12 protein-coding genes are annotated in these 17603 nt (G+C 46.8%); 4 read left to right on the top strand and 8 right to left on the bottom strand.

Features of this window, described 5'->3' with window-relative positions; genetic code table 11:
- Positions 1 to 175: 175 nt before the first annotated feature.
- The 8 genes from AM279_RS07235 to AM279_RS07270 all read right to left on the bottom strand — a co-directional run bounded on the left by AM279_RS07235 (position 176) and on the right by AM279_RS07270 (position 10360).
- Positions 176 to 784, bottom strand: a complete 609-nt coding sequence (locus AM279_RS07235; protein ID WP_054407131.1) for a porin family protein — start codon at positions 782 to 784, stop codon at positions 176 to 178.
- A 42-nt stretch (positions 785 to 826) separates the two neighbouring features.
- Entirely contained in the window at positions 827 to 1768 is a 942-nt protein-coding gene (locus AM279_RS07240; RefSeq protein ID WP_054407133.1) for a S41 family peptidase, read from the bottom strand.
- A 136-nt stretch (positions 1769 to 1904) separates the two neighbouring features.
- Positions 1905 to 3197, bottom strand: coding sequence for a glycoside hydrolase 5 family protein (locus AM279_RS07245; RefSeq protein WP_054407134.1), 1293 nt, complete (start codon positions 3195 to 3197; stop codon positions 1905 to 1907).
- 156 nt (positions 3198 to 3353) lie between these two features.
- Entirely contained in the window at positions 3354 to 4574 is a 1221-nt protein-coding gene (locus AM279_RS07250) for a glycoside hydrolase family 26 protein (RefSeq protein ID WP_054407135.1), read from the bottom strand.
- 273 nt (positions 4575 to 4847) lie between these two features.
- Positions 4848 to 6020, bottom strand: a complete 1173-nt coding sequence (locus AM279_RS07255; RefSeq protein ID WP_054407136.1) for an AGE family epimerase/isomerase — start codon at positions 6018 to 6020, stop codon at positions 4848 to 4850.
- Positions 6020 to 7204, bottom strand: a complete 1185-nt coding sequence (locus AM279_RS07260; RefSeq protein WP_054407138.1) for a glycoside hydrolase family 130 protein — start codon at positions 7202 to 7204, stop codon at positions 6020 to 6022. Before AM279_RS07260 ends, AM279_RS07255 begins: the two co-directional genes overlap by 1 nt.
- 41 nt (positions 7205 to 7245) lie before the next feature.
- Positions 7246 to 9174: a sodium:solute symporter family protein gene (locus AM279_RS07265; RefSeq protein ID WP_054407140.1), complete on the bottom strand. Its 1929-nt coding sequence runs from the start codon at positions 9172 to 9174 to the stop codon at positions 7246 to 7248.
- Between the two features lie 28 nt (positions 9175 to 9202).
- The gene (locus AM279_RS07270; protein ID WP_054407142.1) at positions 9203 to 10360 is read right to left on the bottom strand and encodes a glycoside hydrolase family 26 protein; all 1158 of its coding nucleotides are present in this window, start codon (positions 10358 to 10360) and stop codon (positions 9203 to 9205) included.
- Positions 10361 to 10549: 189 nt separating this feature from the next.
- Between AM279_RS07270 and AM279_RS07275 the strand changes: the two genes are divergently transcribed.
- From AM279_RS07275 to AM279_RS07290, 4 genes are all read left to right on the top strand, one after another.
- Positions 10550 to 11425 carry a helix-turn-helix domain-containing protein gene (locus AM279_RS07275; RefSeq protein WP_054407145.1) on the top strand — a complete coding sequence of 292 codons (876 nt, stop codon included), beginning with the start codon at positions 10550 to 10552 and terminating at the stop codon, positions 11423 to 11425.
- 287 nt (positions 11426 to 11712) lie between these two features.
- Entirely contained in the window at positions 11713 to 14904 is a 3192-nt protein-coding gene (locus AM279_RS07280) for a SusC/RagA family TonB-linked outer membrane protein (RefSeq protein WP_082344192.1), read from the top strand.
- A 14-nt stretch (positions 14905 to 14918) separates the two neighbouring features.
- The gene (locus AM279_RS07285; RefSeq protein WP_054407147.1) at positions 14919 to 16502 is read left to right on the top strand and encodes a RagB/SusD family nutrient uptake outer membrane protein; all 1584 of its coding nucleotides are present in this window, start codon (positions 14919 to 14921) and stop codon (positions 16500 to 16502) included.
- An 18-nt stretch (positions 16503 to 16520) separates the two neighbouring features.
- Complete coding sequence (locus tag AM279_RS07290; RefSeq protein ID WP_054407149.1) at positions 16521 to 17537, top strand: IPT/TIG domain-containing protein; 1017 nt, start codon at positions 16521 to 16523, stop codon at positions 17535 to 17537.
- Positions 17538 to 17603: the final 66 nt, after the last annotated feature.

Here is a 17603-nt window from a genome sequence, read left to right on the forward strand (position 1 = left end):
TTGACAAAATAATACCGGGTGTTGCAAAGACAATTTTAGCTTTTGCAGCACCCGTTTTATTATAACTAAAAATTATGAAATAAAGATTTTTAACTCTTAAAATCTATTAAGCGTTCCCTTCTACAAATTTTGGAAGATGGTTTTCCTTAAAAGTAGTATAGCTTAGGTTAAACCCCTAAAAATAGTAGTTTAGCAACAGCTGCACATTTGTATTATACACTTTTGCAGGCCCATCGTTTACAAATGTATTAAAACTACCGCGAGACATATTTATCTGTACTGCCCAGTCTGGCTTAAAGCGCCAGCCCACACTCAGGGTAGGTCCCAGGTCAAACTCACGCGCCTTAAGGTTTGAAGGCTGGCTTAGGGTAACATCGCCCTCGGTAATGGTCTCAGTAACGTTGTCCCCTACCAGGAAACTTACCTGTGGGCCCAGCTCAAAAAACACATTCTCTTCTACATAGAGGCGTGCTTTTACAGGTATTGCAATATATTTTAGTTTAGCTTCCCGCTCAATAAAAGGGTCGTTTTCTTCCCTGCGTGGTTTGTATTTTCCACCCATATCGGCATAACTAACAGCAATATGCAAATAGAGTTTGCGGTACAGGCGTGCCTCCATAAAAAGTGAGGGCGAGAAAGAGCCGGTACTGTTATATTCATCTACATGGCCTCTTATGTTAGAAATATTTAGCGCCGCACCCGCGCCAAAAGAATACTTTTTATAGTCCTGTGCAGCAGCCGTAACGCCGCAGGCCAGCAATGCGGCCAGAAGAAGGTTTTTCATAAGGTGATTTTAACGGCGCAAATATAGCAATACAAACGTTTTTTACTGCCTGTTTTGTAGCCATTCTACCGCTTGTTTTAAAGCCCTGTCGGGGTCAATATCTTCATCGGGCTTTACCGGAATACCGTATTTTTTCTTATCCCTGTCGGCAAACACCGCCACCGTAAGCAGCATACGCGAACCATCTAAAAGCGTAAAACCCTGGTTTGCTGTAGAAACCCCATAAGTAGGTTTACCGAAACTGCGCGTATTTGGCCTGCCTCTAAACGCCACCGTAACCGTCTCTCCCGAACTGGCCGTGAGCGTATCGGTCAGCACCGCCACATACGGGTTTTGCTTCTTTAAACTATAGATATGCGGACTGATAAGCGTATCATTTTCAAGTAGTAAACTACCGGAATTATACTCCCACTTTGCCATTTTTCCGTCAGGATAGGCCGTGTAGCCCAAAATCCCTTCACCCAAAATGGGCGCTATACCCAATAGCATAGGCGCCATATCGCCCCCAAAATTACCCCTCAGGTCTACCACCCAGCCTTTAAGATTGCTGCTATCCTGCGCCTTTATCCTGTTAATTATATCTTCTGTAAAGGCTTTTTTACTGCTGTCGTTACCCATACAGTACCTAACCCTTATGTAGCCAATATCCCCTGGTACAGCAGCATCAGGCAATACAGGTGGCGCACCAAGCTCATCTTCATCATTTCCTGAAACAGGTGCAAAATAACTGTGGCTGTCGCCCAATAACCTAATGGCGTGGTGTATGGCTGGGTAGGTATCGGCAACCGTAACGGCATTGCCTGCTTTTTCAGATACTTTTTCCCTGAAATCCTTCCAGTCAATCGTATTCCTGTTAACCGAATGTTGTTGCATAACACCCAAAACCTCATCAATATAAGTACGGGCTTCGCTGCTCATGGCGGTTTCGGTAGGCTTGCACCCAACAAGTAATAGGGGTAGGATGAGGATGAGGATGTTTTTCATGATGGAAGATGTATTGGCTATAGCCAAAAATATCAGTTTTCAGTTTAAAAGCCAAAAGCCTGTTCAATTTAGAACAGGCTCTCAGGTAGCGGTTTGAATCTCTTCGCTTCGCGCAACAAATATAATACATTTTCAACTACTTTATCTTCCCATTAAACTCCTTAACCAGCTTTAGCGTGCTGTCGCCGCTAAAAACGGTGTTGAGCCCTTGCGGCTCCTGCGGCGGGTCGGCCGTAAAATCATCACCCTTGCGCCAGTGGCCGTTGGCCGGGTTGTTTTCGCCCGTACCGCCATAGCCCCAAAAGTTAAGCGCAGTAAACACCTGCCCTGCCTTTATGCTCTTGGCAAGCCGTTCAAAAATAGCCCTATAATACGCATCACGGTCGGCCGTGGTCGACTTACGGTCCAGGCTCTCCCCTTCCCTGGGCAGGCCAAATTCTTCCAGCACAATAGGTTTGTTAAGCTTTTGTGCCACGGCAATATGTTCGTCTATATATGCCATTGTGCTGCTTATAGCCGTGGGAAGCGTGGCCTTTGCATTATCGTGCTTGTACCAGCCCCAGTTTTTAGGCCAGATGTGCATGGTGAGGTAATCAATCTTAGGGTTGTTGTGTGTACGCTCAAACACCCCTATATCATCTGCCGAACCCGCCTTGCCCTCGCTACCGGTGCAAATAAGGTGGTAGGGGTCTAAACGGTCAATTTCATTTACCACATCATTAACCCAGGTGGTAAAGGCGGCCTCGTTATCTGCCGTAAAAACCCGCGGCTCGTTGCCTATTTGCCAGGCCATAATGGTAGGGTCTTCGGTATACTTAACCTTGCTGTAGGCGTTGGTGCGGCCCAGTATGTAGCCAATGTGCTTTTTAAACGCCTCCTGGCACGGCTGGCAGGTTACAAACTGCTTTACATAGTCCATAAACTGCGGCCATGTATTAGGCGGAATGTTAGGGTTGGGCAGCGTACCATAGCCGTTCCACTCCAGGTATTGGCTCATGCCGCCGCTCCACTCCCAGTTGTTGGTAAGGTACAGCACAGCATACATATTGCGTTTGCGCATTTCGCCAAGCAGGTAGTCAAGCCCATCGAGCAATGCCTGGTCATACTCGCCCTGTTTGGGCTGTAGTGCAGGCGTAACGGTATAGTCAAGCGTACCGCCCTCTGCTCCTACCATAATGCGCAGGTTGTCTATGCCGTTTGCCTTAAGCTCGTCGAGCTCTTTGGCAAGGCGTTCGCGGTTACCCACAGTAGTACTGGCCAAAAGGCTGCCATACCAGTAGTTGGCACCTATGTAATGGTAGGGTGTATTGCCCTTATAAAATTGCGTACCCTTAACGGTAATGTGTTGCGGTACACCTATTTTTTGTGCTGCACACGATAATGCCAGTGGAAGCATAGCGGCGCAAAATATGGTTTTTATTGTGTTCATGATAATTGGTTGTGAGTTGTGGGTTGCGGGTTGAGCGGTTCCTGAACTGTAAAAACAACCCACACCCCTCAACCATTAACTAAAAAAAGGGCACGGCCAAAGTCCCCACGGCCGCACCCAAAACAAACATTTATTAACCCAAATTAAAAAATTTCATTACTGTGCAGGCATTACGTACATATCAGGCATATTTTCCTGCAAAACCGACTCCGGTTTATTGGCAAAATCTACAAAATCCTGCGTATTGGTTTGACCCGCAGGCGGCACAAAGTAAAAGGTTTGGCTGTTGCCCCAAAACATTACAAACGCCAGCTTTACATTATTTTGTGTCATAACATTATACACATCAGTACCAAACCACCCCGGAATAACCGGTACTCCCGGCGATACACTCCAGCCGGTTTCGGTAAGTGCTGCCACTTTTACTTTTTCCTGCGCCAGGTTGCTCAGCATTACCAGCTTATTATTGGCAATGGCAACACCGTTATCAACACCCATAGCCAGGTCGCCATAGTTGTCCATGCCCAGTACATCTATATATCCATCGCCCGGATAGCGCTCCAGGTACTGGTTTGCGGTTGTATAACTGTTATCGGGCGCATAGCTGTACAGCACGTTGTGCACGTTTTTAGTATCGCGAAGGTATTGCACTGTAAACTGCCAGGCCTGCTTAAACTGCGCCGGTGTGCACCACTGCGCCCCCCACCAAAACCAGCTGCCGTCAAACTCATGAAACGGACGGAATATAACCGGTATCAGCTTGTTGTTATTGTCTTTAAGGTTGTTGAGCACATCGGCCACCTTGTCGAGCTTTGCCTTGTAATACTCATGGTTTTCACCACCGGGCAGTATGCTGGCAAAGGCATTCTGCTTTTGGAAATCAGTCATATCGTGTGTATAAAACGATGCCCCCTCATAAGGCTCGCGCAGGTGCCAGGTAAACATATTTACCATGCCTTTGCCATAAGCCTCCTTAACATCATCGGTAATAATTATTTCCTGCTCGTGAAACCAGTTCCAGTCTTCGCCGGTATTCTGGTCATCAGTTATAAACATAAAGTCGCTGCCCAGCAGGCCCGGGTCGCTACCGGTAGCGCTTTTCATATCGCTTTCAGGCCCTGAGCCATAAAACGATTCAAACGCATCCTGCTGGCCTACAAGGTATTTGGTTTGCTGCAGCTTCCAAAGGTTGTAAAACAGCGCTACCGTTTCGTCAGTAGCATTTGGGTCGGCCATGTAAGACCGTGCGTTGGCCGGTGTAAGCACATCTTCGGTAAAGGGCGGGGTGTCGTCGGTCATGCCGGCAAAGCCGTTATCATCGCCCCCGCAGGAAGCCAGTATAAAGCCAAATACCAGTAAGGCATAGAGTTTTTTCATGGGTATAATATTCAGTCCGGAACAGTACTCCGGATTAGTATAAGGTTATGGGTTTCGTGTTATTGTATGATGCCAAGTTACCGTTTCAATCGTTTGCGTAGTACTGCTTTTTTGTCAAAGGATTGTATTATTTGGTCAGGCAAGGTTATTTCGTAAGGGTGTTTTACAAGTTACTTTCTTCACGCACAGTCTTTGCGAGGAGGAACGACGAAGCAATCTTTACGTTTGAGTGAAGCTCCTCTCCTTTCCTTTGGAGAGGGGCCGGGGTGAGGCTCATAACCTCGCAATAAGCTCCAAACACGCCCTGCTGTTGTGGTACGGGCATTTCCAGAAACCAGCCTTGTCTTTTGGTATTTTTTGGTATGCATCATCTATGCCCCAAATCCATTCGCCGTGCTGTTTATCAAGAATGTATTCCTGCACAAACTGCCAGTTGCGCTCCACAGCATCTAAGTATTTAGTGTCGCCCGTAAGCTGCCACGCATTAACCATCCCTATCATGAACTCACTTTGCGGCCACCAGTGCTTTTCGGCAATAAGCCTGCCTTCGTGAGGGTCATACTCATACCAAAGGCCACCGTCTTTATTATCAACGCCTTCAAACGTGGCATCGGCCATAATCACGGCGTGTTTTTTATAAATATCGATGAGTTCGGTATCCTGAATTACCTCTGCGCACCATTGCAGCAGCCACGCCGCCTCAATATCATGCCCGTATGAAACCATATCGGGTTTTTCTACCCACTCTTCGTTAAAAAACAGGCGAAGGTGACCCGTTTGGGCATCCATAAAATGGTTGTTTATGGTGTGAAGCAGTTCTGAAATCACGGTTTTCAGCTTAGCATCGGGCCATACGCGAAACAGGTTGGCATACCCTTCTACAATGTGCAGGTGGGTGTTCATGGTCTTGGCCTCGTTGGCATCTTTATCGCTCAGGCGGAGGTCGTCAATGGGGTGCCAATCCCTCGTAAAAGCTTCAAAATACCCTTTGTGGATAGGGTCGAAACTGTGCTGCTCAATTTTTTTATAGAGGCTTATGGCCAATGCCAATACCGCTGCATTTTTAGTAACGCTATAGTATTCCGATAACCCATAAATGGTAAAAGCTATGGCATAGATCTGATTCTTAGTGTCTTTGGCTGAACCATCGGCATTCACACTCCAAAAGATGCCGCCGTGCTGCTTATCGTAAAAATTATGGGCAATATACTCATACGCCCTGCCCGCCAGTTCCAGGTGCTTGTCGTTTTTGGTAACCGGGTAAGCAGCCGAAAATGCCCACAATATGCGGGCATTCAGTACCGAACCTTTTTCGGCAGTATAATCTTTATGTTCGTTAAAATCTATTGTACCTGTAAAGCCCCCGTTAACGGCATCAACCGCGTTGTTTTCCCAATACGTGAGGATGGAAACCAGTTCGGCATGCATGTCTTCTTTTAGCGCCATTACAAAAATTTGCGGTTATTTTCTACCTGTTTCACGATACTCTCTACCGAACCGGCCGATGTAAAAGTGTCTTCCGGCGTATTGATTACATAATCCACAAGCTTATCTATTGTGCTTACCGCCACGTGCATACGCGTATCGCTTGAAGCGTAATAAATAAACACCGTGCCGTCTTCATCGGCAATCCAGCCGTTAGAGAACAATACATTGCTTACATCACCCACACGCTCTTCTCCTTCCGGGGCCATAAAATAGCCCGCAGGGTGGTGTATTACCTTGTCAATCTCATTAAGGTCGGTCATAAACATATACAGCGTATAGCGAAGCCCTGCCGCTGTGTTGCGCACACCGTGGGCCATGTGCAGCCAGCCTTTTTCGGTTTTAATAGGTTCAGGGCCAAGGCCATTCTTTAGTTCATATATAGTGTGGTACACTTTTCCGCAAATAATGCGTTCGTCCTGTACCACCGGGGTTTCCATGTTGTCTACATAGCCCAGGCCTACACCGCCGCCACTGCCTACATCTATAAAACCATCCTGCGGACGTGTGTAAATGGCATATTTGCCGCCTACAAACTCAGGGTGCAGCACCACGTTGCGTTGCTGGCCGGTATTGCTTACCAGGTCGGGCAGGCGCTCCCAGTTAATAAGGTCTTTGGTGCGCACAATACCTGCATTGGCCACCGCCATACTGGTATCCCCGGCAGGGGCGTTAGGGTCTTTACGCTCGGTGCAGAAAACACCATACACCCAGCCGTCTTCGTGCTGCGTAAGCCTCATGTCATACACGTTGGTATCCGGGTTGCCCTCAATCTGCGGAATCACGCACGGGGTATCCCAAAACTCAAAGTTGTCTACCCCGTTAGGGCTTTCTGCTATAGCGAAGAAGCTTTTACGGTCGGTACCCTCTACCCTCACGGCCATAATGTATTTGCCGTTCCACTTGGTAGCGCCGGCGTTAAAGGCCGCGTTTATGCCTATGCGCTCCATGCCAAAGGGGTTGGTTTCGGGGTTAAGGTCATACCTCCAGCTTAGCGGCGTATGGGCAGCCGTAACCACCGGGTTTTTATAGCGGGTATATATACCGTTGCTTTCGGCAACGGGTTCATTTTTCTTTTCTATCAGTTCACGGTGCGCCTTTACAAGGGCATCATAATTGGTTATTACCTTATTTTCAGTAATCATATTGTTGAGGGTATTTGTTTTTGTATTGTCTTATTTACGGTTTAATAATCAGTAAGGCGGTTCCACCATGTTTTTTTCATAATGGCAAAAATCACGGCCAGCAGCGCCAGCACAATGCCAAAGCCCGTCCACTTGCCCAGTATAAAGTACATAGGCAGCAGTGTAAGCAGTATCTGGCCGGTTATGCCCATGCCCACATTGGCCATGTTTATGCTAAAGTTTCGGTTTTTTTGCAGCCCCGGTTCCTGCTGTTCTGCAAGGGCGTGTATGGGCTTCCAGAAGCCCCAGGGGCGCACGGTTTTGTAAAAATGCACCAGGGTTTCGGTATTGGTAGGCGGCGCAGTGTACGAGCCTATAATGCAGGCCACAAGCTGTATGGTTATAAACACCGGGAAGAAATACAGCAACCTTGTTCCTTCAAAAAAATCAGTAGTGCCGGTAACGGAAAGTATGGGCGGAATGGCACTGGCTACAATGCCCGTAAGCATGCCCCAGAAGAACCCGTTTGCGTTAAACCTCCACCAGTACCACTTAAGCACGTTTGCGCATACAAAGCCGCCGTAAAGGCCTGCGGTAATAATGTTGAATATCTCGTTTACGTCTTTTATAAATAAGCCCAGGCCTACGCCGAAGATTACCATTATGGTGCCCGAAACATACCCCATACGGATGATGGATTTCCTGTCAGCATCAGGCTTAAAGTATTTCAGGTAGATGTCGTTTACAATATAGGCCTGGCCTGCGTTTAGCGTGCCGCTGAAATTACTCATAAACGCCCCAAGGAAACCCGCCAGCACAAGGCCCACCAGGCCTACAGGCAAATACTTGTTGATAACCGCCGGCATAATACTCTCAAAGTTGATGCTGCCGTCTGCCGCATGGCTAACAGATAAGTCTTTAAAATATAGTACGCCCAGTATGCACAATCCCATAGTCATAAAGTAGCGTATGGGCAGCAGGATGATGGAGATGAAACCACTCATTTTACTGGCTTCTTCAGGCGACTTAGTGCTCAAAATCTTCTGGCAATCGTAGTTAGGCGCAGGACCTGCAAGGCTTTTTAGCACACCGCTGAAGAACATCATGCCCACCACGGCCGAAAACAGCCTGTAACCGTCTTTCTGTAGTTTTACGCCGGCATCGTGCATAATGTTGGTCCAGTCCAGCCCCAGCTCCATACCAAAAAACGGGTCGTCCCAGCCCAGCGGCATTTTGCTTGTAAATACAATACCTGAATCGGCCAGGTGCATCATGGCTATGGTACCCACAAATATGGAGCATACAATCATGATCATGTATTTTATAAAGTCGGCCAAAACAATGCCGTGCATACCGCCCACAATACTATAAAATGTAGCCACAAGGCAAATGCTCACCCCATAAAACTGCGCAGTAAAGTGCTTGGCGGCAATAAGCGCATCGGTATACTGTGGCGAGCCCACGGCAAACTGCTCTACGTTCTGGTCAAGGAACGGTATTACATCCTTTATACTTTGGTAGGGGATAAATATCTCTAAAAATTCGCCCACACCCACAAATGCATACGCCATATAGCCAATGCACAGCATAAGTGCGAAGGCCACCACCACGGCATGGCTTGATTTAACGCCTTTATCGGTAAGGCCAAAGCGCGTGCCCAGCCATTCGGCGCCGGTAGTGGCGTTGCTGCGGCGCAGCCACTTGCTCAGGAATACCATTAAGAACACCTGGTTAAAAACAGGCCACATCCACGGAATCCACACACTTTTAAAGCCGTATAAAAAGGCCATGCTTACAAGGAGCATAGTTCCGCTAATATCAAACATATCGCTGGCATCGCTAAGGCCCAGCATATACCAAGGCAGCTTTTTGCCGCCCATAAGGTAGCTGTCTTTACTTTTCTTTGCCTGGTTTTTCATAATGATGCCTATGGCTACCATCATAATAAAATAAGCGGCTATTATACAGAGGTCTATTGGCGTTAATCTCATATCGGTTCAGGGCAAACCCCTGTAAATCTTAGTGTTTGTATAGGTTTAGTTTGGTTACATCGCTCTGGAAAAGCGTTTGCGGCAGGTTGTAATACTCAATAAAATCCTGCTCATACTGGTGCCCTTTGTAGGGAGCGTAATAATGCATATGCGGCGGCTCCATGTGCTCATTCCAGCCGTGGTTACGCCACACCAGCACGTATGATATTTTAGCATCACCAATGGACTGGTGCAGGGTTTCCGTCCACCAGGTTGGGTATTTAATTTCCTCAAAACCCGTTTCGGCAATAGCAGTGAGTTTGTTGTGCTCCGTGCCTACTTTTTCCATAATCTGGCAAATACGGTGGGTATCGGCCATAAACTTGTCCATTTTTTTGCCGTCTCCCCCTCCCTGGTATATGTCAAAGCTTATCATGTCTACATAGTCGTCGCCGGGGTAGTATTCCATAAAGTCGGCCTCGGTTTGCACGTTGGCATCGCTGGTGTTGTATACATACAGCAGGTTGTGTACGCCCTTGCCCTCAAAATACGTTACGGTAAATTTCCACAGCTGCTTAAACTGCTCAGGGCTGGTAGTATTTTTGCACCACCAGAACCAATTTCCGGTAAATTCGTGGTACGGCCTAAACAGTATAGGTACCAGCTTGCCGTCGCTGCCTTTCAGTGTAAGGAAGTACTCCGCAGCATTGTCCAGCCATTTTTTAAACACCTCGTGCTTAGCGCCGCCGGGCAGTATGCTGGCTACGGTACCTTCGGGGTTATCCCAGGCATCTTTACCGCTTAACGGGTTGTTCATGTGCCAACTGAAAGTGCTTATCCCTCCCCTGTCATATACCTGTTTTACAAAGTCGCGCTGCTTGTTAAACGGCACACCGTCAAGGTCATTGGCCTCTTTATTCTCCATACGGCCCAAATCCCACCCATATACAGCGGGGTAGTCGCCGGTAACGTCTTTCACGTCGCTACGTCCTTCTTCATAGCGCCAGTTAACGCCATAGGCCAGGGCATCCTGGTGGCCAAACATATAGCCTTTTTCACGGGCTTTAAACAGGTTTTGGTACAGCGCAACGGTTTCCTTTGTGGCTTTTTTATCGGCCGGTAGCGCTGTTTGTTGGTTGGCCTGCTGTGTTGATTTGCATGAAATTGCAAAAAAAGCGGCCAGCAGTATTGTAATTTTATTTTTCATCTATATTTGCATCTCCTTCAATAAGAATTTACGGTGGATGTAAAATTCTTAAATTATTTGACTGATTATTCCTGAGTATATAATTTTATTGAGGCTTTTTTGATAATGCCAAAGATATAACCGGCACAAAAGTTTAGTTAATATTATTTTATCAATATTATAACAAATAATTACAACGTTGTAACTGATATGGACAACCAGAAATTTCACCGTGAGATACCCCCGCTAACTAAGGGCGACAGCTTTTTGGTTTTTGACCGCCTAAAGGATACTTTTGAGTTCCCAATACACTACCACCCTGAGTATGAGATTAATTTTATACTGGGCGGCAAGGGCGTTAAGCGCATTGTGGGCGACCATATTGAGGAAATAGACGATGTAGAATTAGTATTGGTAGGCCCCAACCTGCACCACGGCTGGGAGCTGGGCAGGTGCAAAAACAAGGATATACACGAAATTACCATACAGTTCCACAACGACCTTTTTAGCGATGCTATGCTGGAGCGCCGCATCATGATGCCCATCCGCGATATGTTTAACCGCAGCAACCACGGCATATTGTTTTCTAAAAAAACAGGCACCGAGCTGGCCGAACGCATAAGCCGCATAAGCAAGCTGGACGGTATGGATTATTTCCTTGAGATAATTTCCATACTGCACGACATGGCCAACAGCCGCAACCAGCGACTGCTGAGCACCTACACGGTAGATAACGATGTTTTTGAAGATGACGACAAAATGAAGCTGGTGTATGAGCACATACAAAAACGCTTCAGCGAAAAAATAACCCTTGATGAAGTAAGCGATGTGGCCAGCATGAGCCCCGTATCGTTTAACCGGTTTATAAAAAAGCGCACCGGCAAAACGTTTGTAAACTACCTTAACGACATCCGTGTGGGGTATGCCGCCCGCTGGCTGATAGAAAAAGACCTCAGCATAAGCGAAATTGCTTTTAAGTCAGGGTTCAACAACATCGCCAATTTTAACCGTATTTTTAAGAGCTTAAAAAACACCACACCCAGCCAGTACCGCGAAGAATTTTATGGCATGAAGCGTTTTTTATGATTAAAAAATACTATCATACCGGTATATAACTACAAAACCCTTAAAACAATAACATATTGATTTTAAGGGTTTTAATTTTTAACATAATGTATACTACACTATATATTGCACTATCTACGCAAACGTTAGAGGAAATATTATCATAGAATGATAAAATAATATTAACCAATACTTAACAACTCATCTAAATTTGTTTTTGTCAATAAATCAACCCTAAAATTATTGATAGCCTAATATTACAGTTTAATTATTTAGGATTTAGTAACTAACCAAACACAAATTTTATTATGGGTAACACACTACACAAACTTAAACAAAGGTGTACCAGGGGTAAAACCCTTTTTTACCTGCTCATGCTGTTTTGTGCAGGCACTGCATTTGCACAAAGCACCGTTAGCGGGGTGGTGTCTGATGACAAAGGCATGACAATCCCCGGCGTTAGCGTGGTGGTAAAAGGCACAGATTCTGCCACCACTACCGATGTAGACGGTAACTACAGCATTAGCGCCCCGGCCGATGCCACGCTGGTATTTAGCTTTATTGGCTTTACCACACAGGAAATTGCCATAAAAAACCGCACTTCCATCAACCTTACCCTGATTGAAGAGGCCGAAACCCTAAACGAAGTAGTGGTAATAGGCTACGGTTCGGTAAAAAAAGATGACGTAAACAGCGCGGTATCGTCTATCCGCACCAAGGATATTGAAAACCTTAAGCAAACCACTGTAGACCAAATGATTCAGGGCAAGGCAGCGGGTGTATCGGTAACCAATAACTCGGGCCAGCCGGGCAGCGCGGTGTCTATCCGTGTGCGCGGTACCACCTCTATATCAGGCACTAACGAACCGCTTTACATTATAGATGGCGTGCCCGTAAGCGGTGACGCTACCGGTAAATCAATGAGCGGCAGGCCTATGGGCGGTAATGATTTCAGCTCGGGCGGTGGCGCCGGTAACAATGCCGTTAGCCCGCTTAGTATGATTAACCCTAACGACATCCAAAGCATAGACATCCTTAAAGATGCCTCGGCTACAGCCATTTATGGTTCGCGTGGTGCAAACGGTGTTATTATCATCACCACAAAATCAGGTAAAAAAGGTACAGGCAAGCTTAACTATGAAGGCTATACCTCTACCGCTACCATTTATAAAACGCTCGATGTGCTTAACCTGCGCGAATATGCCGCACAGCAAAACGCCCTGTCGTTAATGTTTGGCATAGCGCCAGAGCAGTTAAGGCCGGAGTTTGCAAACCCGGAGCTACTGGGCAACGGTACAAACTGGCAGGACGAAGTATACCGCACAGCCGTTACACAAAGCCACCAGCTGTCGTTTTCGGGTGGTAGCGAAACCACGTCTTATTACCTTTCGGGCGGGTTTATGGACCAGGAAGGTACACTGCTGGGCTCTGGCTACAAGCGCTATACTATGCGCATGAACCTTGACAGCAAGGTAAAAGACTGGCTGCGTGTGGGCGCTAATGTAAACACCGGTATAACCAACGAGGTGCTTACTATTAACCAAAGCTACGGCGGCCTTATAAGCAACACCCTTTTACAGGCCCCTGATATACCGGTGCGCAACCCTGACGGTTCTTTTGCAGGTCCGCTTGATAACAGCATGAATGCCACCTATTTTAACCCTGTGGCAGAAGCGCTTAGCAAAGACAACAAGCTTATACGTAAAAACTTTTTAGGCAATGTATATGCCGAAGCACAAATTATTCCCGGCCTTAAATACAGGGTTGAGATAGGTGCCAATACCGAGTTTAGCGAGCATACCGAGTTTACGCCGTCTTACAACTGGGGCGTGCAGGTAAACCAGAGTGCCGACCTTACAGAAAGAAGGCAGAACTGGTATTCGGTAAACCTTAAAAACCTGCTTACTTATGACAAGAAAATAGGCAACCACAGCTTTACAGTGCTTATAGGCCAGGAGGCTAACGACAGCCATTGGGAAGGCATTTCGGCCACAGCAACCGGTTTCCAGACCAACAGCGTATATGGCCTTAACCTTGCGGACCCAGACCAGACTAAAACCACAAGCTACCAGGGCAGTGCGGCCATTTATTCGCTTTTTGCCCGTGTAATTTATGACTTTAACGACCGCTATGGCATCTCGGCTTCATACAGGGGCGATAAGTCGTCTAAATTTGACCCGAATACCGATAACCAATGGGGCTATTTCCCGGCAATAGCAGGCTCCTGGAAGCTTAGTAACGAGCCTTTTATGGAAAGTACACGCCCTTATGTAGACAACATTAAACTACGCCTTGGCTATGGCGAAACCGGTAACCAGCAAATACCAAACAACCGCTATGGCGCTACCCTGGGCCAGCAAAACTCAGGCCTTGGTTCGGGCTTTTTGCCAAACATTATTCCAAATCCTGATGTAACCTGGGAGAGCATGAAACAAACCAACCTGGGCCTTGACTTTAGCGTGCTTGACCAAAGGCTAACGGTAAACTTTGATGTGTATAAAAAAGAGTCTTCAGGCTTTTTGTTCCAGGTACCGCTTCCTAACTACCTTACCGGTGGCGGCGGTCAGTATGGCGGTATGGATGCTCCTTACTCTAACCTGGGTGCTATGGAAAACAAGGGTTATGACCTTACTCTTAACTATGCCACTAAAGGCAGCGAATTTACATGGAACTCTACCCTTGTGTTCTCACAGTACCGCAACAAGCTTACTGAGCTGCAAAGCGGCCTTAACCTGGTGCAGAGCGTAAACTTTAACGGCTACATTCCATATGATGTTACCAATACCGTTGTAGGCCAGCCCATAGGTATGTTTTACGGCTACATTGCCGAAGGTATTTTTAACGACCTTACCCAGCTTAACAACGCGCCTATTCAGTTTGACCAAAGCGTGGGCACCGGTGCAGGCCAAACCTACCTGGGCGATATAAAGTACCGCGATATAAACGGCGATAACAAAATTGATGCTTCAGACAGGACCGTTATAGGCAACCCGCACCCTGATTTTACCTTTGGTTTTACCAACAACTTTAAGTACAAAAACTTCGACCTTTCTATCTTTATGCAGGGCTCTGTAGGTAATGATATTATGAACCTTACCTGGAGAAACGGTACAAGCAACGCACAGCTGTACCAAAACGCACTGGCCGATGCCGCCAACTACTGGACCCCGCAAAATACAGATACTAACATACCTCGCCCTATAGGCACTACCAGTAACCCTAACATACAGGTATCAAGCCGTTATATAGAAGACGGTTCTTACCTAAGGATTCAAAACCTTACACTGGGCTACAGCGTTCCGTTTGATATTATCAACAAGATAAAACTATCGCGCGTAAGGGTTTACGGCAGCGTGCAAAACCTGCACACCTTTACAAACTACAGCGGCTACGACCCTGAGATAGGCTCGTTTAACCAAAACGTACTGCTAAGTGGTGTAGACAACGGCAGGTACCCTACGCCAAGGACATTCTCGGTAGGTATAAATGTTGAATTTTAAAAATTAAATTGAAGATGAAAAGAATATACAGAGTAATAACAATGGCGGTGGCGTGTATTATGCTGGCTTCGTGTGCCGAAGATTTTACAAACCGCCCACCCGAAGATGCCATAACGCTGGACTCGTATTATGCTACAGATGAGCAGGTGGCATCGGCCACTAACGGTATGTACAGCCGCACGTGGTTCCAGTTTCACAACAAGTTCTTTTTTGCCGTTGCCGAAGTAGGCTCGGGCAATATGTACTCAGGCTCAAGCGATGTGAGCGCCATGCGCAACTTTTCGCTAAACGGCTCTGATGCCGAGCTTAACGCGGGCTGGGGTGCACTATGGGCAAATATTGCACAGGCAAACTCCATCATTAATTTCCTTGCAGACCGCGTAGGCCCCGGCGTAAGCCCTGCCGTGCTGGATAACACCATTGGCGAAGCCTATTTTATGAGGGCTACCGCATACTTTTACCTGGTAAGGCTGTGGGGTGCTGTGCCTATTATAGAAAACAACCTTGATTATGTAACGGCCCCGCAAATAAACACAAACCGTGTAGAAGACGTGTACCACCTTATAGAGATGGATTACCAGGCGGCTATAGAAAGGCTTGTGGAAAAAAACCGCGGTTCTAACTACAGCGCTAACGGCCACGTGAGTAAGGGTTCGGCGAAAGCCATGCTGGCTAAAGTATACCTTTACGAACAAAAATATCCTGAAGCAAAGGCGCTTGCCGCAGAGGTTATAAACAGCAATGAGTTTAAGCTACTGGGCGGCGACCAGGTGCCGGGTAAAACCTTTGGCGACCTGTTTACGTATCCTAACAATAATAACGAGGAGTCAATTTTTGCACTACAGTGGGTAACCGATGGTAATTATGGTTCGGCCAGTAACTGCAACACGCAGTTTGGCATAAGCACGGCTGCCGTAACTACATCTAATGCGTCTTACGGCGGTGTATTTGCCCCGTCTCAGGATGTAATAGACCTGTATGATGCAGGCGATGTAAGAAAGCACGAAACCATAATGTTCCCCGGCGACAGCTACCCTAACATGAAGGTTATGGTAAACGGCACTACGCCGCAGGTTGGCTTTACTGTGCCTTCAGCGGCTGATATAGGTGGCCAGGGTGCGGGTATTGCCATTAAAAAATACTGCCAGGGTATTGTAAACGGAAACGCTACAGGCCCTATAGATGCCTGGGCCATGATGGAAAACAATACCTACATTATGCGCTATGCAGAACTGCTGCTAATACATGCCGAGGCTACCCTTGCAGGTGGAGGCAGCACCAGCGATGCCGCAGCGCTTGAATCGTTTAACGCAGTGCGCAACAGGGCCGGTCTTGCCAGCCTTACCAGCATAACGTTTGATGATATTTTTCTTGAAAGAAGGCGCGAACTGTGCTTTGAGGGCGACTTTTGGTTTGACCTGGGCCGTATTCCAAGGGCTGAGGCTACTGCTATTATGGCGGCACAAAACCGCGGCAACCAGTGGACGGCTGAGTACTTTACGCCAGATTCGAGCGACTTCCTGCTGGATTATCCTGATAACGAGGTTTCTAAGAACCCTAAGCTTTTAGAAGACCCTGTACCTTATTCTTTTGACTAATTAAAAAATTGTGCTGAAATGAAAACATTCAATATTAAAGCAGTTTTTGCAGTACTTGCCCTGGCAGTAGTATCGCTGTTTGTATCGTGCAGTGATGATGATGGCGCTTCAGGCGGAGCTCCCGTAATAAACAGCGTGAGCCTTGCGCAAAATGATTCGCTTGTAGAATACGGCTATGCCAATAATATGTACATAATAAGGGGTAAGGGCTTTACCAATACCCAAAAGATTTATTTTAACGAAACAGATACCTACTTTAACTCAACCCTGGTAACAGACGAGGTAATACTGGTAACCATAGACCGCAACACGCCTTATGAAAACACTACCGAAGAGCTTAAGGTAGTAACCCCGGGCGGCACGGCAACCTACCATTTTGTGGTAGCGCCCCCTGCCCCTGCCGTTACAAGCTTTCAGCCGGTAAATGCAGCCGATGGCGCAGAAATTACAATTTATGGTTCGTTTTTTCTTGACCCTGTAGTTACCATAGGTGGTGTAGAGGCCGAAATTGTTTCGTCAACACTTACTAAAATTGTGGCTGTTGTGCCTGCGGGCTCTAACCATAAATATGTTACAGTTACTACCATATCGGGCGAGTCAGAATGGGGCACGGCTATAGGCACCGCTATTTATGATGATGCCTTTTATGCCCCGTGGGACATAGAATCATGGAATAACCATGAGTATGTTACCGACCAGGAAAAAGCATACCAGGGCACCACATTCATAAAAAAAGAAATGTCGGGCTGGGGTAACCTGCAGGGCAACTGGGCCTGGAACGACCAGCTGTCTCAATACACCGGCATTCACTTCTGGGTACGTTCAGACGACGCTGCAAAGCTACAGTTGATTTTTAACGGCAGCTGGGATGATAATACAGCGTGGCAGTTTACAACGTCAGACCAGTGGCAGGAAGTTCGCTTTACGTGGGCACAGCTTGGCAGCCCTGCAGCGCTTCAAAACATTAGTTTTAAAGAATTTACAGGAGCCACCCACAATTATTATTTCGACAACTTTGGCTACACAATTGATTAGTCATTTATATGTTAAGTTAGTTTAATTCGACGCATTCCCCGATTCGCTCGGGGAATGTTTTTTAAT

This window comes from Flavobacterium akiainvivens (assembly GCF_001278115.1).
In the GTDB taxonomy this organism is placed as follows: domain Bacteria; phylum Bacteroidota; class Bacteroidia; order Flavobacteriales; family Flavobacteriaceae; genus Flavobacterium; species Flavobacterium akiainvivens.